We start from the raw sequence: 22,762 nt of genomic DNA, 5'->3' as shown, positions 1-22,762 counted from the left end.
CCGAACGGGTCGGGGACGAACGAGGCGGCGGTGAGTCCGGGGCGGTTCAGGTAACCGCGGGCCACCTGCACGCCGCCGAGGTGCAGCTGCCCGGCCACGCCGGCCGGGACCGGGCGCATCGCCTCGTCGAGCACGTACGTGCGGACGTTGCGGATCGGCGCGCCGATCGGCACCCGGGTCACGCCGGCCAGTGCGTCGGGCGTGGCCGCCCAGGCGGTGACGTCGATCGCCGCTTCGGTGGGTCCGTACAGGTTGTGCAGCGCCGCCGACGGGATCGCGGCCACGGCGCGGCGGGCCAGGTCCGCGGGCAGTTCCTCGCCGCTGCACACGATCCGCCGTAGCGACCCGCAGCGGGCCGGGTCGGCCGGGTCGGCGGTGGACAGGAACGCGTCGAGCATCGACGGCACGAAGTGGACGGTGGTGATCCGCTCCCGTTCGATCAGCTCCCGCAGGTACGCCGGGTCGCGGTGCCCGCCCGGCGCGGCGAGCACCAGCCGCGCGCCCACGAGCAGCGGCCAGAACACCTCCCACACCGACACGTCGAATCCGATCGGCGTCTTGTGCAGCACCACGTCGTCCGGGCCGAGCGCGAAGGCGTCCTGCATCCAGTCCAGCCGGTTGACGATCGCGGCGTGCTCGTTGACCACGCCCTTCGGCCGCCCGGTGGAGCCCGAGGTGTAGATCACGTACGCTGCGTTCCCCGGCCCGGCGGCGGTGCCCCCGGCGGTGCTCGGCGCATCCGGCGCGGTCAGCGGCAGCACGGTGCTCGGCACGGTGAGCCCGTCCGGCACCTCGTCGGCCAGCAGCACCCCGGCGCCGGCGTCGGCGAGCATGAAGGCCAGCCGCTGCGGCGGGTGGTCCGGGTCCAGCGGCAGGTACGCCGCGCCGGCCCGGTGGATGCCGAGCAGCCCGGCGATCAGGCGGCGGGAGCGGGGCTCGTGGATCGCGACCACCGACTCCGGTCCCACGCCGTGCGCGACCAGGCGCGACGCCACCTGCTCGGCGGCGTCGGACAGCTCGGCGTACGTCATCCGGGTGTCGCCGTCGACCAGCGCGACAGCGTCGGGCGTACGACGGGCCTGGACGTCGAACAGCTCCGCCAGCGTGGTCCGGCGAACCGGCGCGGCGGTGGCGTTCCAGCCGGTCACGACCGCCGCGTGCTCGGCGTCCGGCATGACCGGCAGCGCGCTCACCCGGGTCCGGGGCGCCGTCACCGCGGCGGCGAACAGCAGCAGGTAGCGGTCCGCGAACGCCTCCATCGCGGCGCGCTCGAACAGCGCGGTGCGGTACTCCAGCCGCAGTTCGTTCCCGGCGATCTCCAGCGAGAGGTCGTCCATTGCGCCGCCGAACGCCTCGCCCCGGCCGGTGGGCAGGTGGTGGAACGTGAGCTGGTACAGCGGCGGCACGCCCGGGTCGCGTCGTACCGCCAGCTCCTCGACGAGCTTCTGGAACGGCATGTCCTGGTGGTCCCAGGCGTCGAGCACGACCCGGCGGACCCGGCGGACCAGCGTCAGGAACGGCGGGTCACCCGACACGTCGACGCGCAGCACCAGCATGTTCATGAACATGCCGAGCAGCGGTTCCAGCTCGGCCCGGTCCCGGCCGGCCACCGGCATGCCGACCACCACGTCGTCGCTCCCGGACAGCCGGTGCAGCAGCGCCACGTAGGCGGCGAGCTGCACCATGAACGGGGTCGCGGCGGCCTGCTGGGACAGCTCGGGCAGCGCCGCCGTCACGTCGCCGGGCAGCGTGCGGCGGACGTCGGCGCCGTCGAACGTGAGCGTCGCCGGGCGCGGCCGGTCGGTGGTCAGCGCGTGCACTGCCGGCAGGCCGGTCAGCGCCTCCCGCCAGTACTCGCGCAGCTCGTCCCACCGGGGGCCGTCGAGGCGGTCGCGTTCCCAGGCCGCGTAGTCGGCGTACTGGATCGGCAGCTCGGGCAGGTCCGGCGCGCGGCCCGCGACGGCGGCGGCGCACAGCTCGGTCAGCTCGGCGCGCAGGTGGAGCAGGGAGGTGCCGTCGAGGACGACGTGGTGCCCGGCGAACAGCAGCCACCAGGTGTCCTGGTCGAGCCGCAGCAGCCGGGCCCGCCACAGCGGGGCCGCGTCCATCGGCAGGTCGAGCCGGGCGTGCTCGGCGACGATCCGGGCGCGGGCGGCGTCCCGCTCCGGCCCGGGCAGCGCGGACAGGTCGGTGACCGGCAGCTCCACCGGGACCGCTTGGTGGATGTCCTGGTAGAGCCGTCCGTCGTGCAGGCGCAGCGTGGTACGCAGGGCCTCGTGCCGGTCGGTGACCGCCCGCAGCGCGGCGAGCGCCTGCTCCGGCCCGGCGCCCGCCGGCAGGGTGACCGCGTCGGTCATGGTGAACAGCGGCTGCCCGGGGCTGAGCTGGGCGGTGAACCAGACCCGCTCCTGGGCGTACGACGCGGGAACGGTGTAGACGTCGTCCACCGGCGTGACGTCGTGGCGGGACTCGGTCATCCCGGCCGTCCCGGTCGGCGCAGGCGCGGGATGGGCGCCTCGGCCGGTGCGGAGGCGGACGGGGCGGCGCGCAGCGACTCGATCCGGGCGGCCATCGCCGCGACGGTGGGCGCGTCGAACAGCACCCGCATGGACAGCCGGGCGCCCACCGCCTGCCGGATCCGCAGCACCAGTTGCGCGGCCACGAGCGAGGTGCCGCCGAGCCGGAAGAAGTCGTCGTGCGGGCCGACCTCGGCCACGCCCAGCACGTCGCGCCAGATCCGGGCGACGGTGGCGGTGAGGTCGCCGTCGGTGGCGGTCACCGTCGAGGCGGTGGCCGCCGTGGTCGCGGCGAGCCGCCGCTCGTGCCCGGCGACCGCCTCCACCGTGTAGGCGCCGACCGCCACCGAGCCGGTCCGCCCCTCGGCGAGGGCCCGGCACGCCGCGCGTACCGCCGCGTCCGGGGCCAGCCCGTCGTGGTCGGGTACGCCCTCCTCCCGCCACGCGCCCCAGGCCACCGACAGCACCGGCGCCCGCCAGCCGTGCGGGTTGCGCGCGTACGCGTCGAGGAACGCGTTGGCGGCCGTGTCGTCGGCGCGGCCCAGGCCACCGGCGAGCGCTGTGACCGAGGAGCTGAGCAGCACGAAGTCGAGCGGCAGATCGCCGAAGACCGCGCGCAGCGCCAGCGTGCCGGTGACCTTCGGCAGCAGTTCGGCGGTCGCCTCGGCAAGCCGCGACCCGGCGGACAGCCCGGTGTCGGGCAGCCGCGCGGCGTGCACGATGCCGTCGAGTCCGCCGAGGTCGTCCTCGATGTCGGCGCGTACCGCCCGCAGCGCGTCCACGTCCGTCACGTCGGCGCGCACGTGGCGGACCTGCGCCCCGGCCCGTTCCAGCGCCTCGACCAGGTCCGGCCGGGCGGTCCGGCCGACCAGCACCAGCCGGGCGCCCCGGCGGGCCAGTTCGGCGGCGAACGCCCCGCCGATCCGGCCCAGTCCGCCGGTGATCAGGTAGCGCCCGCCGTCGCGCAGTGCCGGCCCGGCACGCCGGCGAGCCGGCGCCGCCGAGAACCCGCGCGTCCAGCGGCGCCCGCCCAGCCGCAGTGCGACCGCCTCGGCCCGCTCGGCGCCGAGCAGTTCGTCCGCCAGCGCGTCCGCACCCGGCTCGGCCGGGTCGGCGTCGACCCAGTGGCAGCGCAGGCCCGGACGCTCGAGCGGCACCGAACGCACCACCCCGGCGACTGTGGCGTGTTCCGGGCGCAGCAGGTCGGCGCCGGTCACGTCGGCCGTCCCGGCGGTCACCACGTCCAGCGTCACGTCGGCGGCCGGCAACGCCTCCAGCAGCGTCAGCAGCGCGAGGTACCCGTGTTCCTGGGCCGCCGCCACGGCGTCGGCGTCCGGGCCGGCCGGGTCGCCGTCGAGCGCCCACGCGTGCACGATCCGGGCGGCCCGGCCGTCGTCGGCGCACTCGTCGAGCAGGCGCTGGTGGTCGGCGACGCCGGCCGGGCGCAGCCGGTAGCCGTCCGGGCGGACCGCGAAGGCCGTTCCGGGGCGGACCACAGTGACGTCCGCGCCGCGCTCGCGCAGCCGGTCCGCGAGCGCTGTGCCGCGCTCCCCGGCGGCGAACAGCAGCAGCGGGCCGGGCGCCTCGACGGGTGTCGTGTCGGGCAGTTGGTGCCAGACCGGCACCTCGACCACGCCGTCGTCGTACCGCTCGTCGGTGGCCGGTCCGGCGGGCGCGGCCGCCGGCTCCGGGTCGATCCAGTGCCGGGCGCGCTGGTACGGGTAGCCGGGCAGCGGCACCCGGCGCGGCGTGCCGGAGGCGGGCAGTCGCACCGGCACCCCGGCCGTCCACAGCCGGCCCGCCGCCTCGTACGCGGTCTGCCTGCCGGTCAGCCGCTCCCCCGGCGCGGGCAGCGTGCGCAGCGGCGCCCGGGCTCCCGCCGGCAGGCTCAGCCGGGCCAGACCGGCGAGCTGCCGGCCGGGGCCGCACTCCAGCAGCAGCCAGTCGTCGGCGGCGCCGGTCGCGGCGAGCGCGGCCACCGTGGCGCCGAACCGCACCGGCCGGCAGAGCTGGTCGGCCCAGTACGCCGGGTCGGTGATCTGCTCGTCGGTGAACGGCGCGGCGGTCGCGGCCGAGAACACCGGCACGTCCGGCGCCCGGCGCGGCACCGCCGCCACGAGCGCCGCGAACTCGTCGCGCACCGCCGTCAGCAGCGGCACGTGCATCGCGTACGGCGACCGCAGCGGCGTGCAGCCGATGCCGCGTTCGCGCAGGAGGACCTCGGCGGCGGCGACCGGTTCCGGCGCGCCGCCCACCACGCAGGTGTGCGGGCCGTTGCTGATCGCCACCGCGACACCGTCGGGCAGCAGCGGCGCGATCTCGTCGGCGCCGCGCTGCACGGCGAGCATCCGGCCCTCCGGCGCGGCCTGCACGAGGCGGCCCCGGGCGGCGGCGAGCCGCAGCGCGTCCGGCAGGTCGAACACCCCGGCCACCGTGGCGGCGACCAGTTCGCCGACGGAGTGGCCGATCATCGCGGCGGGCGTGACGCCCCAGTGCCGCCACAGCGCCGCGAGCGCGTACTCGACGGCGAACAGCGCGGGCTGCGCCACCGCCGGTCCGGCCAGCCGCTCGTCCGCGCCCGGTCCGGCGTCGAAGATCATCTCGCCCGCGTCCCAGCCGAGGATCGCGGCGCACTCGTCCACGGCGGCGGCGAACACCGGCTCGGTAGCGGCCAGGTGCGCGCCCATGCCGGGGTGCTGCGCGCCCTGCCCGGGCAGGAGCAGGCCCACCCGGGGCGGCGTCGCGGCGTCCCCGGCGGCCCGGCGCTTCGGGTCGGTGAGCGCCGCCGCCGCCCGGGCCCGGTCGACAGCGACGACGGCGGCCCGGTGCCGGTACGCCGGCCGGCCCTCCCGCAACGTGTACGCCACGTCGCGCAGCCCCACATCGGGCGCGCCGGTGAGCCGCTCGGCCAGCCGGGCACAAGCAGCGGCCAGCGCGTCGGGCGTCGCGGCGGACACCTGGAGCAGCTCGCCGCCGCCGTGATCCGGCTCCGGGGGTACGCGCGGCGGCGCCTCCTGGAGCACCAGGTGCGCGTTGGTGCCGCCGAGGCCGAGCGAGCTGACGCCGGCCCGCAGCGGCCGCTGGTCCTCGGGCTCCCACTTGGTCAGCGTGGACACCACGTAGAACGGGCTCGCCTCGATGTCGATGTCCGGGTGCGGCCGGTCGTGGTTGACGGTGGGCGGGATGAGCCGGTGCCGCATCGACAGCACGGTCTTGATCAGGCCGATCACGCCGCCGGCCGCGCTGAGGTGACCGATGTTGGCCTTCGTGGAGCCGACCCCGCACCAGCCGCGCTCGGCGGTGCGCCGCCCGTACGCCGTGCTCAGCGCCGCCAGCTCGATCGAGTCGCCGAGGACGGTGCCGGTGCCGTGCGCCTCGACGTACCCGACCGAACGCGGGGCGACGCCGGCCACCGCGAGCGCCTGCGTGACCACCTCCACCTGACCGGTGACGCTCGGCGCGGTGAAGCTCGCCTTGGCCGAGCCGTCGTTGTTCACCGCGTTGCCGATGACCAGCGCCCGGATGTCGTCGCCGTCGGCGAGCGCGTCGGAGAGCCGCTTGAGCACGACCACGCCGACGCCGCTGCCGTAGACGGTGCCGTCGGCGTCCGCGTCGAACGGGCGGCAGTGCCCGTCGGCGGAGGTGTAGCCCTCGTCGGCGACGTACCCGACGCCGTGCGGCAGTTCCACGCACACGCCGCCGGCGAGCGCCGTGTCGCACTCGCCGCTGCGCAGCGCCTCTGCGGCCAGGTGCACCGCGACGAGCGACGACGAGCAGGCGGTCTGCACCGTCATCGCCGGGCCGCGCAGGCCGAGCCGGAACGCGACGGTGCTGGCCAGGTAGTCCGGCTTGTTGCCGAGCGACACGCGCAGCTCACCGGCGTCCGCGAGCGCCCGCGGGTTCCGCCGGACGTTGAGCCACTGGTACAGGTCGGCGTTGCCGCCCGCGTACACGCCGATCTCGCCGTCGTAGCGGGCCGGGTCGCAGCCCGCGTCGGTGAGCGCGGCGTGCGCGTGTTCCAGGAACAGCCGCTGCTGCGGGTCGGTCAGCTCCGCGTCGCGGGGGCTCAGCCCGAACAGCTCCGCGTCGAACCGGTCCACGCCGTCGAGAACGGCGGCCACCGGCACGTACGCCGGGTCGTCGAGCTGCTCCGCCGGGACGCCCCGGGCCAGCAGCTCCGCGCGGGTGAACCGGGTGAGCGACTCGGCGCCGACGACCAGGTTGCGCCAGAACTCCTCCGCCGACGCCGCCCCCGGCACGCGCAGGCTGAGCCCGACGATCGCGATCGGCTCCACTGTCTCGTTCACGCCATGACCTCCGGCTCGGCCGAATCGCTGATGTGCAGGCGCAGTTCGCTCACGTAGCGGCGGCCCGCACGGTCGGGCAGCCACGCCTGCCCGAGCGCGGGCAGCAGCTCCGACACGGTCACCGCCACGTCGTCGCCGCCGGCCCGCCGGGCGGCGCGCAGCAGCAGGCAGAGCCGGTTGGCGTAGAGCGGGCTGGTCAGGTCCACGTAGGTGGGCTTGAGTTCGGTGGCCACCCGGACGAAGACCCGTTCCGGCAGGCCCAGCGCGGCCCGCCAGCGGCGTACCGCGAGGTAGCGCCGCGCCTGGTCGACGGCGTCGGCCAGGCCGGTGGCCCCGACGGTGGTGCGCCACGTCTCCCGCGCCAGCACCAGCCGGTCCACTGTCACCCGGGGGCTGTGCGGGCGGTCGGTCATCAGCTTGAACGCGTCACCAGCGTGCACCGCGATCAGGTCGGAGAACACCTCGACCAACGGCCAGCGCGAGCCGTCCGGGCCGGTCGCCACCAGCATGCCGTCCACCTCGGACACGATCGCCGCGTTCGCCGGGACGAGCCGGTCGTGCGGCGCGCCGGGCGCGTCGGCGAACGCGAGCCGGTAATCGTCCGGCCCGGGCAGGGACGCGGACAGCCGCCCGCCGACGCGGGGGAAGTCCACCGGGTAGAGCGGGCGCAGCCGTCGCGGGCCCAGGTCGGCGGCGTACGCGCGCCGCAGCCGGTCCACGTCGGGGTGGCAGTGCGTGAACAGCTCGGCGTTGAACGTGGCGTACGCGGCGTGCAGCTCGCCGAGCACCGCCCCGAACTCGCCGGCGGCCAGCGCCTCGGGTGACTCGGCGAACAGTTGCAGGTCGGGGCTGTGCACCCGGCCCGCGCTCCAGCCGGGACGGGCCGCCGGGAACCGGTCGGCCACGCGGTGCGCCAGCTCGGCCGCGCCGAACTCCACCCGGGCCGTTCCCTCGGGCAGTCCGGCCAGCCCGAGCACCCGTTCCCAGCGGGCGGCGAACTCGGCCGCGACCCGGTCCACCGGCCGGTCACCGGGCCCGAACAGCGGCCCCTGCGCGACGAACCACAGGTCACCGAGCCGGACCGGGCCGTCGCCGCTCAGGTCGTCGTACAGGTCGCGCAGCGCGTCGCCGTACGCCGTGGCCAGTTCGGCGGTGAGCCAGCGTGCCGCCCGCAGCGGCAGGTCCAGCGCCGGGGCGAGGGAGTCGAGCAGGCCGCCGCCGACGGTGAGGTCCACGTCGCGTGCGGTCTCCTCGTGGCACAGCGCCCGCCCGGCGTAGTTCTGCCCGGCCCGGCGGCGCGGCGGCAGCCCGGTGAGCGCGGTGAACTCGGCGTCCAGCGCGGCCAGCGCGGCGGTGAGGGCGGCCGGGTCACCGGCGGCGTCGGCGACCCGGGTGCGGGCGGCGGCCAGCCGGTCCAGCCCGGCCAGCGCCCGCGCGCGGCAGTCCCGGTCACCGATCGCGGCGATCCGCTCCCGCAGGTGCTCCTGCGCGGCGAAGCCCTGCGGCAGGTCGAAGTCCCAGCGCAGCAGCCCTCGCTCGACGAGCTGGGTCAGCAGCAGGAACCCCTCCTCGGCGCGGCGTACGCCGGTCTGCCCGTCGCGTACCAGGTCGTCGACGACGTCCCGGGCCGGGCGGGTGCCGTCGCACCGGCACAGCGCGATCGACTCGCTCAGCGACACCGGTTCCGGGCGCTGGGCCGGCCGGTGCACGACCCGGTCCGCCAGGTGGACGTGCGGCGCCCGGACCGGGGCGAGCCACTGCCGGACCTGCGGGTCGGCGGCCAGCCGGTCCGCGTACGCGGCGAGCGCCCAGTGTTCGAGGTGGACGGCGCGGCGGCGGAGCAGCCCGGGGCCGGGCACGGCGGTGACGCCGGGCGCGCCCGGTGCCACGGTGCCCCAGCACACCGGCCCGAAGAAGCCGATGGTCTCGCACTTGGCGACGTAGCGCTGCCAGTACCCGGCGACGACGTTCTCCCGGCCCCGGCGGCGCACGTTGCGGGGTGCGTCCGGGCCGTCGCGGAGCAGCCCGTCCAGCGCCACCATCGCCTCCGGGTTCTGCCAGGCCACGGCCTCGCGGAACAGCGGGTCGGCGGCGATCCCGCACAGCGCCGCCGACGACGCCCGGACGGCGGTGGCGTACGCGGCGCTGAACGACGCCTCGTCCAGCTCACCGGACAGGTGCCGGTCGGCGGCGTCGGCGCAGTCCGGCGCGGCGAGGCGGTCCAGTCCGTCGGCGGGGAACCCGGCGCTGCGCAGCAGCACGTCCCGCCACACCGACCAGCCGGTGTCGCCGAGGGGGACCAGGTACGTCACCGCGGCTCCTCCTCCACCACCGGGCGGCGCTGGACCCGCTGGCGGCGCAGCGCGCCCCGGCGCGCGGCCCGTGCCACCGCCTCGTCCTCGGCGTCCTCGCCGGACGACGGGGCACCGAGGCTGTCCAGGTGCGCGGCGAGCGCGCGGACGGTCGGGTGGTGGAACAGGTCCACGACCCGCAGGTTCGTGCCGAGCAGCCGGTTGAGCTGCCGTTGTACGACGGCGACCGCGAGCGAGCCGCCGCCGACGTCGAAGAAGCTGTCCGTGGCGGCCACCTCCGGTACGCCGAGCACGTCGCACCAGACCGAGGCGATCCGCCGCTCGGTGGCGGTTGCCGGGCGGGCGGCGGGCACCCCGGCGCGACCCGCGGCCCGGGTGACGCGGGCGGCCCGGGGCACGTCGCCGGCCGTCCCGGCCGGGACGGCGGTCCAGGCGGGCAGCTCGGCCACCGGCCGCTCCGGGTCGGCGGCGCCGGCCCGCAGCAACCGCTCGACGTCGGCGAGCACGTCGCTGATCAGGGCCTCACCGTAGACGTCCGGGTTGAAGACGATCTCCACGCGCAGCCGCCCGTCCCGGGTGATGCCGTAGAGCGTGAGGTCGAACGGTGAGCCGGGCGCGGGCACCGGCACCGGCTCGGCGGACAGTCCGGCCAGGTCCAGCCGGGGCTCGTCGAACGTGTACATGTTGAACAGCACCTGCACCAGCGGGCTGCGGTCGAGCAGGCCGCCCAGTCCGAGACCGCCGACGATGCGCTCGACAGGTGCCTCCGGGTGGGCGAGCGCGGCGAGCAGTTCCTCCCAGGCGGCGCGGACGTGCGCGGCGAAGCCGGCCCCGGGCGTCCGGCGCAGCCGCAGCGGCGCGATCTCGATGAAGAAGCCGACCATCGGTTCGAAGTCGGCGGCCCGCCGGTCCACAGTGGGGGTGCCGACCACCAGGTCGGGCAGGCCGGTACGCCGGCCCAGCACCAGCGTGAACGCGGCGAGTACGGCGGCGGCGGGGGTCGCGCCGAGCCCGGCGGCGAGGTCGGTGAGCGCGGCAGTGGCGGCCCGGTCCAGCCGGGTACGCACCGTCGCGCTGGTGTACGTCTGTTCGGCCGGCCGGTCCCGTCCCCCGGGGAGTCGCAGCACCACAGGCGCCCCGGTCAGGTGCTCCAGCCACCAGTCGAGGTCGGCGGCGGCGCGGCGCCGGGCACGGTCGGCGCGCCAGGCCACGTAGTCGCCGTAGGTGGCGGGCAGCGGCGGCAGTGGCGGCCCGTCCCCGAGCGCGGCCCGGTACGCGGCGGCGAGGTCGGCGTAGAACAGCGACTGCGACCAGCCGTCGAACACGGCGTGGTGGGCGTACACGGCCAGCACGTGCTCGTCGGCGCCGGCGCGGATCAGTTCGGCCCGCCACAGCGTGTCGGTGGCCAGCGCGAACGGTGTGGCGGCGCTCGCCGCGAGATGGCCGGCGAGATCGGTGCCCGGGGCGAGGTCGCGTACCGGCAGCGGCACCGGTGTGGACGGGTCGGCGACCGCGTACGGCACGCCGTCGCGCTCCGGGATGCGCCAGCGCAGGATCTGCTGGCGGTCCGCGACCGCGGTGAGCGCCGTGGCGAGCGCCGCCACGTCGAGCGGGCCGGTGATCCGTTCGGCGAACGCGACGTTGTACGCGGACGCGGCGGCCGGGAAGTAGCGGTCGAGGAACCACAGCCGCTGCTGCGCCGGGGACAGCGCCGGTGGCCGTCCCCGGACGGCGGCGTCGGCCGGGCCGGTTCCGGCGGCGGCGACGGCGCGGGCGGCGATGCCGCGTGGCGTCCGCCCCACCAGCACGTCCTCGATGGCGAGGTCGCGGCCCAGCCGCTCGCGCAGATCGGCGACCAGCCGCATGGCGGTGATGGAGTGCCCGCCCTGGTGGAAGAAGTCGTCGTCGCGGCCGACCGCCGGGACGTCCAGCAGCGCCGCCCACGCCTGCGCGACGAGGCGTTCGGTGTCGGTGGCGGGCGGCTCGCCGGACGGCACGTGAGCCGGTCCGGCCAGGTCGAGCGCGGCCAGCCGCTCGGTGTCGATCTTGCCGTTGATGGTGATCGGCAACGCGGGCATGGTGAGCATCCGGGCCGGTACGGCGGCGGGCGGCAGCAGCCGGGCGCAGTAGTCGCGCAGCTCGGCGGGGGCCAGGCCGGTCGCCACGTACGCGACGAGTTCCTGACCGCCGGCGCCGGCGCGGACCTGGACGCTGGCCAGGTCGACGTCCGGGTGGCGGCGCAGCACCGCCTCGACCTCGCCCAGCTCGATCCGCTGCCCGCGGATCTTGACCTGCCGGTCGGCCCGGCCGAGGAACTCCAGGCTCCCGTCCGGCAGCCACCGGGCCAGGTCACCGGTGCGGTAGAGGCGCTCCCCCGGCTTGCCGGAGAACGGGTCCGGGAGGAACCGTTCCGCCGTGCGGGCGGCGTCGAACAGGTATCCGCGGCCGAGCCCGGGACCACCGGCGAGCACCTCGCCGATCTCCCCCGGGCCGACCTCGCGCAGCTCGTCGTCGACCAGGTGGATGCGGTGGTTGGCGGCGGGCCGGCCGATCGGGATGGGCCGGGTCCAGTCGCCGCTGCCCTCGAACCAGGTCACCAGCACCGTCGCCTCGGTCGGGCCGTACACGCTGATGAAGCGGCGCCCGCCGGCGGTCCAGCGGCCGACCTGTTCCGGGCCGGTGGCCTCGCCGCCGGTGACGACCAGCCGCACGCCGGGGAGCCGGTCCGGGTCCAGCAGCGGCAGGATCGGCGGCGGCAGCACCACCACGTCGACCGCGTGCTCGGCGCAGATCCGGTAGAGCCGGGTCGGGTCGGCCCGCTCGGCGTCACCGGCGAGCACGACTGTGCCGCCGGCGGCGAGCGGGGCGAGCATGTCGGCCACCGACGCGTCGAACCCGATCGAGGCGAACGCCAGGCACCGGGTCGCCGTGTCGAACCCGGAGAACTCCGCGATCGAGGTGATCTTCTCGGTCAGCGCCCGGTGCTCGATCACCGCGCCCTTGGGCTGCCCGGTCGACCCGGACGTGAACATCGCGTACGCGGTGGTGCCGAGCGTCGCCGGGGTCGGCTGCCAGGGCGCGGTGCCGGTGGGGACGTCCAGCACGGTGCGTCCGGTGAACGCCTCGGCGGCGGGCGTACCCACGACGACACGCAGGCGGGCCTCGGCGGCCAGTTCCCGCAGCCGTCCGGCCGGCAGCGCCGGGTCGAGCGGGACGTACCCGGCGCCGGCCGTCTGCACGCCGAGCAGCGCGACCACCAGGTCCGGGCGGCGGTCCACGCAGACGCCGACGAGGTCGTCCGCGCCGATGCCGTGGGCACGCAGCGACGCGGCGAGCGCGGCGGCCCGGCCGACCAGGACGGAGTAGCTGAGTGTCAGGTCGCCCTGCACCACGGCCGGGGCGCCGGGACGCCGCCGGGCGTGCGCCGCGACCAGGTCGGGCAGGCACACCTGCGGGTAGGGCAGCTCGGGACCGACCCGCTGGTCGCGCTGATCGTCGCGGACGGTCATCGCGGTGCCTCGATCCAGTGCCGGGTCCGCCGGAACGGGTAGCCGGGCAGCGGCACCCGCCGGCCCGGCGGGACGGCCGGCTCGTCACCGGCGCGCCAGGCGCGAACTGCGGCGTCGTCGTCGGAGGCCGGGTCGCCGGCCGCGAGCGCGGTCAGCCGGCGCACCGCCTCCCCCGCGTCGGCGCAGGCGACAGCGTCCCGGTACGCCAGCCGCCGCCGTCCCACCGCGAGCGTGTGCGCCACGTCGGCCACCGCCAGGTCGCCGTCGGCAAGCCGGACGGCCAGCCGCCGGGCCAGTTCCCGCAGCGCCGCCGGGCTGCCCGCGGACAGTCCCAGCACCACCGGGCCGGGTGCCCCGGCGTCCGGCTCGTCCGTCGCGGGCGCGGGCTCGACGAGTACGTGCGCGTTGGTGCCGCCGAGGCCGAACGAGCTGACGCCCGCGCGTCGCTCCCCCGTCCACGGCCGGGTCTCCGCGCCGACTTCGGCACCCGCTGCGGCCAGGTCGATGTCGCCGTGCGCGGCGGTGAAGTGCGCGGTACCCGGCACCTGCCCGGTGCGGACCGCGTACACGGCCTTGATCAGCGAGAGCACGCCTGCCGCCGCGTCCAGGTTGCCGAGGTTGCCCTTCACCGAGCCGAGCAGCAGCGGCGCGCGGGCGCCCCGGCGTACCCGGGCCAGCGCGTCCACCTCGATCGCGTCGCCGACCGGCGTGCCGGTGCCGTGCCCCTCCAGGTAACCCACGTCGGCCGCGTCCCAGCCCACCGACGCCAGCGCCTCCGCCAGCACCGCCGCCTGCCCGGACACGCCCGGCACGGTGAAGCCGGGCCGGTCGGCGCCGTCGTTGTTCACCGCCCACCCGGCGAGCACGGCGTACACGTGGTCGCCGTCGGCGCGGGCGTCGGCGAGCCGCTTGAGCACCACCGCCCCGGCGCCGTTGCCGAACACCTGCCCGGTGGCGGCGGCGTCGTACGGGCGGCAGATCCCGTCGGTGGCCAGCAGCCCGCCCGGCCGCAGCCGGTACCCGGCCTGCCGGGTGGACACCACCGCCGCGCCGCCCGCTATCGCCACGTCGCAGCGGTAGTCCAGCAGGCTCTGCCCGGCCTGGCACACCGCGACGAGCGCTGTCGAGCAGGCGGTCTGGACCGCCACGGCCGGGCCGGACAGCCCCAGCGCGAACGCGGTCCGCGTCGGCAGGTAGTCGCAGCCGGAACCGGTCAGCGCATCGTCCCAGTCCTCGGCGAGCGTGCCCGCCGCCGGTGCCAGCGCGGGGTTGCCGAGCAGGTGGTGGTGCAGGTAGCGGTTGGGCGCGCATCCGGCGAACACGCCGATCTGGGCCGGGTCGCGGTCCGGGTCGATCCCGGCGTCCTCCAGGGCGTGCCAGGCGACCTCCAGGAACAGCCGGTGCTGCGGGTCGAGCAGCGCCGCCGCCTCGGCGGGATAGCCGAACAGGTCCGCGTCGAAACCCTCCAGGTCGTCGAGCCGGCCGAACGCCGGTACCCAGTCCGGTCCGCCCGGCACGCCCTCGCCGGCCGGGGTCCGGCGCACCGAGTCCACCCCGGACAGCAGGTTGCGCCACAGCGCCTGCGCGTCGTCCGCGCCGGGGACCCGGCAGGACAGGCCCACCACCGCGATCCGCTCGTCCGCGCTCACGCCCGTCCCTCCCCACCGCCCGCGGCCCGCGCGGCGGCGCGACGGGCCATCCGGCGTCCGACCGCGGCCAGCCGGCCGTCCTCCGGTATGCCCGCAGCGTCCCCTGACGTCTCCAGGTACGCGGCCAGCGCCGCCACGGTCGGGAACTCCACCAGCCGGGCCAGCGGCACCCGGCGGCCGAGGTGTTCCTCCAGGTACCCCTGCACCAGGGCGAGCTGGAGCGAGTGCCCGCCCGCATCGAAGAAGTTCACCAGACGATCCACTGTGGGCAGTCCGAGCACCGCGCACCAGCCCGCCGCGATGGCCTGCTCGACCGGCCCGGCCGGCGGCCCGGAGGTGACCGGTCCTCCGGCGTCCGGGTCGGGCAGGGCGGCCTGGTCGAGCTTGCCGGTCGGCCCGATCGGCAGCTCCGGCACCGCCACCACCGCCCGGGGCACCATGAAGTCCGGCAGCACGGCGGCCAGCCGTTCCCGCAGCGCCGACGGCTCGACGACAGTCCCGGCGGCGGCGACCACGTACGCGACGATCTCCTGCTCGCCAGCGCCGGACGCGCCTCGCCGCGCCACCACCGCCGCGTGGGCCACGCCGGGCTGCGCCGCCAGGCACGCATCGATCTCGCCCAGCTCCACCCGGTAGCCGCGGATCTTCACCATCCGGTCGCCGCGGCCCAGGTAGACGAGCGTGCCGTCGGGCAGCCGCCGCGCGATGTCCCCGGTCCGGTACGCGCGCACCCCGTCGTACTCGGTGAACCGGGCCGCGGTCAGCTCCGGCAGGCCCAGATATCCGAGCGCGACGTGCGGGGTCCGCACGACCACCTCGCCGGTGAGGCAGGCGGGGCGTCCGGCCGGGTCGGTCAGCACCACCTCGACGCCCGGCAGCGGGTGCCCGATCGGCACGACTGCCCGCCCCGGGTCGGCGTCCGGCGGCAGGTGGTGCTGCGCGGCGAAGCTGATCTCGGTGGTGCCGTACCCGTTGACGAACACCACGCCCGGCGCGAACGCCCGCCGGGCCAGCGTCACGTCGTGCCGGGTGACCTCCTCGCCGCCGAGGACGACGGCGCGGACCGACGGCAGCCGCCCGTGCTCGCCGAGGCTCGCCACCACGTACCGGAAGACGGTGGGGGTGGAGTGGTAGACGGTGACGCCCCGGTCGGCGAGCGCGCCGGTGAGATGGCCGAGGCCGTGCGTGCGGACGTCGACCGGGACGGCGGCGGCGCCGGACAGCAGCGCGCTGAACGTGTCGGTGACCGCCATGTCGTAGCCGAACGAGGTGAGCACGCTCGTGCGGTCGTCCGGCCGGACGGCGAAGTTGCGCACGTGGTTGCGGACACCGAACAGCACGTTGCGGTGGCTCTGCACCACGCCCTTCGGCTTCCCGGTGGACCCGGAGGTGTAGAGCACGTACGCCGGGTCGTCCGGGCGCGCGGGCCCGGCCGGCACCGGCACGCCGGCCTCGCCCCGGCGCAACGACACCACCGGCAGCTCCAGCCCCGCGTCGGCCGCGAGCGCGGCGGCCCGCTCTTCGTGGCCGGGGTCCGCGACGATCGCCCGGACGCCTGCGTCGCGCAGCATCGCGGCCAGCCGGGCCGCCGGGTACGCCGGGTCCAGCGGCACGTACGGCGACCCCGACGCCAGCGCCGCCAGGATGCCGGTGATCGTGGCGACGCCGTGGCGGCACAGCACCGCCACCGGCGCCGCGACGTCACCCGGCCCGGCCAGCGCTTCGGCGGTCGCGGCCACTGCCGCGCCCAGTTCCCGGTAGGTCACCGTCGCGTCGTCGGCGAGCACCGCCGCCCGCTCCGGGTACGCCCGCACCGCCGCGGCGAACGCGGCCGGGATGGTGTCGCCGCATACCCGGCCGGCCTCGGTGCCGTCGCCGCCGTGCAGCCGCCACAGGTCCGGCGCCGGACGCCGCTCGTAGCGGGCCGACGGCAGCACCCCCGCCGACGAGGCGTCCGGGTCCAGCGTGGACAGGACGTCGGCCAGGTCGGCGCGGAGGTCGTCGGCGTACGCGGCGGGCAGCCCGGACACGGTGACGCCGGCCAGGCCGGGGCGCACCTCGACAGTGGCGTCGACCGGGTGGTCCGGCGACGCCGGGCGCACCGAGCGGCACAACTCCCGGATCGGCGCGTCGGCGGTCAGGTCGAGCGTCACCGGGTCGCCGCCGTGCCGCAGCGTCACCACGGGGGATCCGGTGTACCGGCGTACCACCAGAGCCGTGGCGGTGAGGACGACGGCGGCCGGGTCGGCGCCCGCGGCGCGCGCCCGGGCGGCGAACCGCGGCGGCAGGCCGAGCGGCTGCGGAGACGGGCTCACCGCTGGTCCAGGGCGGCGGCGACCACGTCGGCGAGCGTGGACACCTCGGCGTCCGCCTCGGCGATCCGGAAGTCGTCGCAGTAGCTGCCGGTGCCGTGCACCACGATCTCGTGCCCGGCCGGGACCAGGCCCCGGTCGACGGCGTTGCAGACGCCGGTCAGCGCCATCAGGATCGACCACTCCCGCAGCCGGGCCGGATCCTCGGGCAGGGTCAGACCGGCGTCGGCGAGCCACTGCCGGGCGACCGGGTAGCGCCGGACGCACTCGCGCCGCGACACCACGATGCCGTCGCCGCCGTGCCGTTCGATGAGTGCGTTCATGGCCGGGGAGGTCACCGGGCGGTGCGTGTAGAACGTCGGGTCGAGCACCTCGGCCGGGTCGTCGGTGACGGCCGGGAAGCGCAGGTCGGCGTCCTGCGTCCAGACGCCCCGGCTCTCGTCGAACGTGTACGCCGGGCAGTGGTCCCGCTCGAACGAACCGTGGCGCAGGCTGAGCACCATGTCCGGCGTGCCGAGGTGCTGCACGAGCAGGAAACCGGGCCGGTCGGCCGGGTCGGCGTCGCCGGCCGCCTCCAGTACGTCGCGGCCCAGGTTGTAGCCGAGCAGGCCGAACGCGCTGGACACGGCGTGCGCGTGCCAGCGCGAGCCGGTGGCCGGCGACACGTCGGCCTCGAAGGCGGCCCGGGCGGCGTCGGCGACCAGGTAGTTGCGCAGGTCGAGGGTGTACCAGAGGGTGACGCCGTGCTTGTCGTACGCGGTGGCGGCGTACTCGTCGACGAACGCGCGGCCGAGCGCCTTCACGCCCTCCGGGTCCGCGCCGGTGTACCGCAGCAGCGGGTTGACCGCGCGGGTCGCGGGATCGTCGGCGAGCGCGTCGTGGCGGAACTTGTGCCGGGTCGCCGCCGGCGCCAGCACCACGATGGACAGCTGCTCCGGGGTCACCAGCCCGGCCGCGTACGCGCGGGCCACCGAGTCGCGCAGCGCCACGCCCTTGTTGCCGGAGGTCGGGGTGACGATGCACAGCCGCTCACCGGTACGCCGGATGTGCTCCACCGCGCGGGCGACGATCACCATCGAGGCGAACGTCTTCGTGGTCCGGGTGCCCGGGTTGGCGGTCAGGTCGAGCATCGTCAGGTCGTGCCCGCCGTAGTGACCCAGCGGGGACCAGCTGACCGTGGCGGCGGCGTAGAACTCGCGTACCGCGGGGGTCAGCTCGGGCAGGTCGAAGCCGGGCGCGAAGCCGGGCGTGCCGGGCGCGTCGCCGGGGACCGCGCCGCACCGGCGCACCGCCGACGCGACGACGTCGTAGTAGTCGGTGATCATGTTGCGGGTGGCCGGGGTGGTCACGGTCATCGGGCTTCCTCCAACACACTCCGGGCCGGCGCCGGCGGCACCGTTCGCAGATGGTCACGCAGGGCGGTGAAGCGGCAGGCGATCTCGGGCAGCTCGCCCGCGTGCCAGCCGCCGGCCAGGTCGGGCCGGTACGCCGCCAGCGCCGCCCGGGCCCGCTCCGGGTAGCGGACGTGGCCGCCACCGACCTCGACGCCGTCGCGGCGCCCGGCGGCGGTGTTCCAGGCGACCGCCTGCGCCACCGGCAGCTCGGCCGGCAGCCGCAGCTCGGTCCGGCCGGCGGTGAGCCGGACCGGGTAGCCGCCCGGCAGTCCCAGCGGCCCGGGCAGGCTCGCCGTCACCTCGTCGCCGGTGGCGAGCGCCGCCACCAGGGCCGCCCCGGCGTGCCCGGCGAGCGCGTTCAGCTCCGGCCGGGGCAGCGCGCGGTAGCCGGCGAGCAGCCCGGTGACGTCCGGGACGGGCCGGCCGTCCAGCCAGGCGCGTACCTCGGCGGTGTCCTCGTCGTCGGGGCCGGGCGCGGCGAGGTGGGCGTGGTGGCCGAGCACCGCCAGCCGGCGCTGGCCGGGACGGCCGAGCGCGGCGTCCAGGCACGCGGCGAGCGTCGCCACGTTGCCGATGCCGCAGCGCACCGGCAGGTCCCGCGCGGCGAGCAGCGGGTTGACCGCGTCCGGGAACGCGCCGTTGACGAGCGTCGCGCCGGGCGCGCCGCCGGCCAGCGCGGCGGCCAGCCGGGACACCAGTTCGGCCTGCAGCGCCAGCGTCACCCCGAAGCCGGCCGCGGCGATCAGGTCCGTCCAGGCCGACGGCGCCGCCGCCCGCTCGTACGGCGACTGCGCGGACGCGGCGCAGACCAGCACGTCGGGCCGGAGCCGGGCCATCGAGGCGGCGTCGGCGGCGTACCCCTCCCCCGGGTCGGCGCCGGGTTCGGCGGTGAACGGCCGGGCGGTGACGGCGACGGGGGTTCCGGCGACTGTGGCGCGCACCCGCGCGGCCCGGGCGAGCGCGTGCGCCGCGTCCGGGTCGCGGGCCAGGACCGTCACGCGCAGCGGCACCGGGGTGGGCGTCGCGGCCAGGGTGTGGCACAGCGAGCGGGCCAGCCGGCCGGCGCCCACCACGACGACGTGCCGCGCGTCAGCGGACCGGGCTGACATCGCGCCCCGCCTCCGTGACCCGGTCGACCCAGTCGGCGAACGATCCGGCGCGCAGGCAGCTCGCCGGGGACACCTCCAGCCCGGCCATCTCCCGTACCCGCAGCGCCATCCGCAGCGCGGTCAGCGAGTGCCCGCCGAGCGCGACGAACGTGTCGTCGTCGTGCACCGCGTCGACGCCGAGCGTGGCCCGCCACGCCTCGCGCAGCCGGTCGGTGAGGGCGCCACCGGCCGGCTCCGCCGCGACCCCGGCGGGCCGGGGCGGTGGCGGTGGCAGCTCCAGCCGCGCGACCTTGCCGTTGGGCAGGCGGGGCAGCCGGTCGACCAGGACGATCTGGTCCGGGCGCATCGCGGACGGCAGCGCCGAGGCCAGGTAGCCCTGGAGCAGCCCGGTGGTCAGCAGGTGGTCGGCGGGCTCGTCCCGCGGCGTCGCCGCCGGTGGTGGTTCCTGCGGCCGTACGGCGTAGACGTAGCTGACGTCGGCGTCCGCGCCGACGTTCCAGTCGCCGATGTCGTGCACCTCGAACCCGGCCGCGCACAGCAGCTCGCGCACCTGCGGGGTGGTCACGCTGCTGCGCTCGACCTCCAGGCAGACCTGGCGGATGCGGGGCCAGTGCTCGGGGCGCAGCCCGCGCAGCACGCTCAGCTCGGCACCCTCGGTGTTGATCTTCAACAGGTCGACGCGGTCCAGCTCGAAGCGGTCCAGCAGGTCCGACAGCGTCACCGTCGGCACCACGTGCGCCACCGAGGCCAGGCGGCGCCGGGCGTCGGCCAGGAGCGCCGCCTGTTCGGTCTCGTCGGCGTCGCCGCCGCCGTGGCGGTAGTGCGACCGGACCAGGTCGGAGGCGGCGCCGGCCCGGTCGGCGCCGAGGCCGGACAGGTAGCTCAGCTCGGGGAACGAGGTCAGCTCGGCGGTGCCGGCCGCGTCGGTCACGGCGGCCTCGACGACCGACGCGGAGCCGGCGTAGAGGCCGAGGTTGGCGCGCAGGTACGGCAGCGTGTCCGGGTTCGGTTCGACCGCGATCAGCCGCACGTCGCGCGCCTGCCGGGACGCCCAGAGCGAGAACAGCCCGATGTTGGCGCCGACGTCGAGGACCACGGCACCGTCGCCGACGCGCACGCCGAAACGGGCATACTCGGCCTGGTCGAAGATCTGCCGGTAGAGGAAGACCGCCTCGTCCGGCGACGCCGCGGTGACCGCCATGCCGTTCGGAAGCGGGAACCGCGGCAGCCCGCCGACGGCCGGGGCCTGCCGGGGCTGCGGCACCACGTACCCGACCAGGCGCGGACCGTCGTCGGTGTCCGGGACGGTCACCACCACCGCGTCGTGCACGGCGGGATGCTCGCGCAGCACGGCGGCCACCTCGCCCGGCTCCACCCGGACCCCGCGGATCTTGACCTGGTCGTCGGCCCGGCCGCGGAACTCCAGGAAGCCCTGCGGCGCGATCCGCACCAGGTCACCGGTGCGGTAGAGCCGCGCGCCCGGCCGCGCCGGGTCGGGGCGGAAACGCTCCGCCGTCCGCTCGTCGTCGCGCAGGTAGCCCAGCCCGACCGCGACCCCGCCGATCCACAGCTCGCCGGTCCCGCCCTCGGGCACCGGGCGCAGGTCGTCGTCGAGCACGTGGGCGGTGACGCCGTCGATGATCCGGCCGATCGGGGCGATGCTTCCCGCGTACGCCTCGGCGCAGTCCCAGTAGGACACGTTGATCGAGGTCTCGCTCGGGCCGTACCCGTTGAACAGCCCGCACGGCAGCACCTCGCGCAGCCGCCGGACCAGCCGCATGTCCAGCGCCTCGCCGCCGCACAGCACCCGCCGCAGCGTGCCGCAGCCGGCGAGCTCCGGCTCGTCGAGCACGTGCCGCAGCATGGTCGGTACGAAGTGCGCGGTGGTGACCGCCTCCCGCTGGATCAGCCGGACCAGCCCGAGGCTGTCGAACTGCAGGCCCGGCCCGGCGACGACAACGGCGCCGCCCGCGATCAGCGGAGAGAGGATCTCGTGCACCGACGCGTCGAACCCGATCGACGCCTTGTGCAGCACCCGGTCGTCGGCGGTGAAGCCGAACCAGTCGTGACCCCAGGCCAGCCGGTTGACCAGCCCGGCGTGGTGCAGCACGACACCCTTGGGCCGGCCGGTGGAGCCGGAGGTGAACAGCACCAGCGCGGCATGCTCGCCCGGCGGCAGCCAGCCGGTGCGATCGGTCAGGTCGGCCGGCGACCCGGCCCGCGCGGTACGCACGTCCCGCCACCCGGTGGGCGCGGGCGCGGCGACGGCAGGCGGCCGGTCGGCGTACAGGACGAGCCGGGGCGCGGCGGCGGCGAGCATCTGCTCGGCCCGGCCCGACGGCAGCTCGGGGTCGATCGGCACCGCCACCGCGCCCACCGCGAGCGTCGCCAGCAGCGACGTCACATAGTCGGCGGACCGGTGCAGGTACAGGCCCACCAGGTCACCCGGCCGCACGCGGGCGCGGCGCAGCAGCTCGGCCGTCGCGCCGACCCGCTCCCACAGCGCGGTGTAGCTCAGCTCGCCGTCCGGGCCGACGATCGCGGGCCGGTCGTCGTCGGCACCGGCGGGCCGGTGCACCAGGTCGATCAGGTAGCGCGGGCCGGTCAGATTGCGCGGGCCGGCCAGGTCGCGCGGGCCGGTCACGGCGCTCACCGCGTCCTCGTCGCGACCGCGACGATCGCCATCCGGGGCACCTCGGCGACGAACTGCCCGTCGGCCCGGTAGACCAGCGGACGGGCCGGCACGTCGTCGCGACCGATCCCGGCCAGGTAGCCGGTGTGGTCGAAGTGGCGGGTCAGCAGCCCCCACACCTCGTCATCGGTGAGCGTGGCGAAGTAGTCGCGCACGCCGTACATGTCGCCGACGTAGTCGCGCATGCCCGCGGAGGCGGACTCGGCGCTGTCGGCGCGCACGATCAGCGGGTCGTACAGGTCGACGACGCGTACCGGCAGCCCGGCCGCGGTGAACAGTCCGGTCAGCTCGGCGCGGCTGAAGTGCCGGTAGTCGTGGCCGCCGGCGGCGTGCGGGTGCACCACCTCGCCGAAGAACCCGGCCATCGGGCTGGACTCGTCGAAGTCGTGCAGCACGATCCGGCCGCCGGGCCGGACCACCCGGGCCGCCTCGGCCACCGCCTGCGGCCGCCGGGCCGCCGGGATGTGGTGCGTGCCGTACGCCAGCAGCACCGCGTCCATACCGGCGTCACGCAGGAACAGGAAGTGCGCGGCCTGACGGACGGCAGGCAGGCCGTGGGCGAGCGCCTTGTCGACCATGTGGCCGGACAGGTCGCCGGTGATGAACGCCAGTTTGGACTCGAAGCAGGCGGACTGGCTGCTCGCGGCGCGGGCCACAGTGCCGTCGCCGCCGAGCACGTCGAGAATGAGCGTGACCGGGGCGGCGGCGTCCGGGGTGGCGAGGTCCAGCAGCCGCCGCATGCCGGTCCAGCGGACGAGCGTGTCCCGCTGGGCCCGGCGGTAGGAATCGCCCCGGCCGGTGGAGTCGGTGTCGAACTCGCTGACCGTGCCGGCCAGTTCCGCGAGTGCTGCGTCCGCGCCGGGGCGGCCGAAGTCGAGCAGTTCGCGCAGTTGCGGGTGGAGGGTCGCCACGGTGTGCAGGTAATCGCGCAGGACCAGGGACGGAAGGTACGGCCGGCTCAT

General features: G+C 76.6%; 10 protein-coding genes (1 of these 10 only partly in view). All 10 read right to left on the bottom strand.

Features of this window, described 5'->3' with window-relative positions:
* Tightly spaced (each overlapping or abutting the next), the 10 genes in view from O7611_RS10595 to O7611_RS10550 form a layout consistent with a single transcriptional unit that may run on beyond the window.
* Positions 1-2,477 carry the beginning of a non-ribosomal peptide synthetase/MFS transporter gene (locus tag O7611_RS10595; RefSeq protein ID WP_269696714.1) on the bottom strand. The gene continues 2,830 nt to the left of window position 1, outside the view, so the window shows 2,477 of its 5,307 coding nt (coding positions 1-2,477); it begins with the start codon at positions 2,475-2,477; its stop codon lies off the left edge, out of view.
* On the bottom strand, positions 2,474-6,823 hold the full coding sequence (locus O7611_RS10590) for a type I polyketide synthase (protein ID WP_269696713.1): 4,350 nt from the start codon (positions 6,821-6,823) through the stop codon (positions 2,474-2,476). Before O7611_RS10590 ends, O7611_RS10595 begins: the two co-directional genes overlap by 4 nt.
* On the bottom strand, positions 6,820-9,135 hold the full coding sequence (locus O7611_RS10585; RefSeq protein WP_269696712.1) for a lantibiotic dehydratase: 2,316 nt from the start codon (positions 9,133-9,135) through the stop codon (positions 6,820-6,822). The genes O7611_RS10590 and O7611_RS10585 overlap by 4 nt, the downstream gene beginning before the upstream one ends.
* Positions 9,132-12,644, bottom strand: a complete 3,513-nt coding sequence (locus O7611_RS10580; protein WP_269696711.1) for an amino acid adenylation domain-containing protein — start codon at positions 12,642-12,644, stop codon at positions 9,132-9,134. The genes O7611_RS10585 and O7611_RS10580 overlap by 4 nt, the downstream gene beginning before the upstream one ends.
* The gene (locus O7611_RS10575; protein WP_269696710.1) at positions 12,641-14,293 is read right to left on the bottom strand and encodes a beta-ketoacyl synthase N-terminal-like domain-containing protein; all 1,653 of its coding nucleotides are present in this window, start codon (positions 14,291-14,293) and stop codon (positions 12,641-12,643) included. Before O7611_RS10575 ends, O7611_RS10580 begins: the two co-directional genes overlap by 4 nt.
* Positions 14,290-16,608 (bottom strand): non-ribosomal peptide synthetase, encoded by a 2,319-nt coding sequence (locus O7611_RS10570; RefSeq protein ID WP_269696709.1) that lies wholly within the window; start codon positions 16,606-16,608, stop codon positions 14,290-14,292. The genes O7611_RS10575 and O7611_RS10570 overlap by 4 nt, the downstream gene beginning before the upstream one ends.
* The gene (locus O7611_RS10565; protein ID WP_269696708.1) at positions 16,605-17,960 is read right to left on the bottom strand and encodes a DUF6002 family protein; all 1,356 of its coding nucleotides are present in this window, start codon (positions 17,958-17,960) and stop codon (positions 16,605-16,607) included. Before O7611_RS10565 ends, O7611_RS10570 begins: the two co-directional genes overlap by 4 nt.
* The gene (locus O7611_RS10560) at positions 17,957-19,108 is read right to left on the bottom strand and encodes a potassium transporter TrkA (RefSeq protein WP_269696707.1); all 1,152 of its coding nucleotides are present in this window, start codon (positions 19,106-19,108) and stop codon (positions 17,957-17,959) included. The genes O7611_RS10565 and O7611_RS10560 overlap by 4 nt, the downstream gene beginning before the upstream one ends.
* Complete coding sequence (locus tag O7611_RS10555; protein WP_269696706.1) at positions 19,089-21,761, bottom strand: amino acid adenylation domain-containing protein; 2,673 nt, start codon at positions 21,759-21,761, stop codon at positions 19,089-19,091. Before O7611_RS10555 ends, O7611_RS10560 begins: the two co-directional genes overlap by 20 nt.
* Complete coding sequence (locus tag O7611_RS10550) at positions 21,758-22,762, bottom strand: class I SAM-dependent methyltransferase (protein ID WP_194799959.1); 1,005 nt, start codon at positions 22,760-22,762, stop codon at positions 21,758-21,760. Before O7611_RS10550 ends, O7611_RS10555 begins: the two co-directional genes overlap by 4 nt.

The sequence above is a fragment of the Micromonospora sp. WMMC273 genome, from assembly GCF_027460285.1.
GTDB classification, from domain to species: domain Bacteria; phylum Actinomycetota; class Actinomycetes; order Mycobacteriales; family Micromonosporaceae; genus Micromonospora; species Micromonospora aurantiaca.
Note: the sequence above shows the minus strand (reverse complement) of the source record. Positions and strands in the feature narration are given on the sequence as shown.

What these genes read in the sequence shown, in the direction of transcription:
- O7611_RS10565 (WP_269696708.1), bottom strand. Translation starts at nt 17,960, where the DNA reads ATGACCGTGACCACCCCGGCCACCCGCAACATGATCACCGACTACTAC.
- O7611_RS10580 (WP_269696711.1), bottom strand. Translation starts at nt 12,644, where the DNA reads ATGACCGTCCGCGACGATCAGCGCGACCAGCGGGTCGGTCCCGAGCTG.
- O7611_RS10550 (WP_194799959.1), bottom strand. Translation starts at nt 22,762, where the DNA reads ATGAGCCGGCCGTACCTTCCGTCCCTGGTCCTGCGCGATTACCTGCAC.
- O7611_RS10560 (WP_269696707.1), bottom strand. Translation starts at nt 19,108, where the DNA reads ATGTCAGCCCGGTCCGCTGACGCGCGGCACGTCGTCGTGGTGGGCGCC.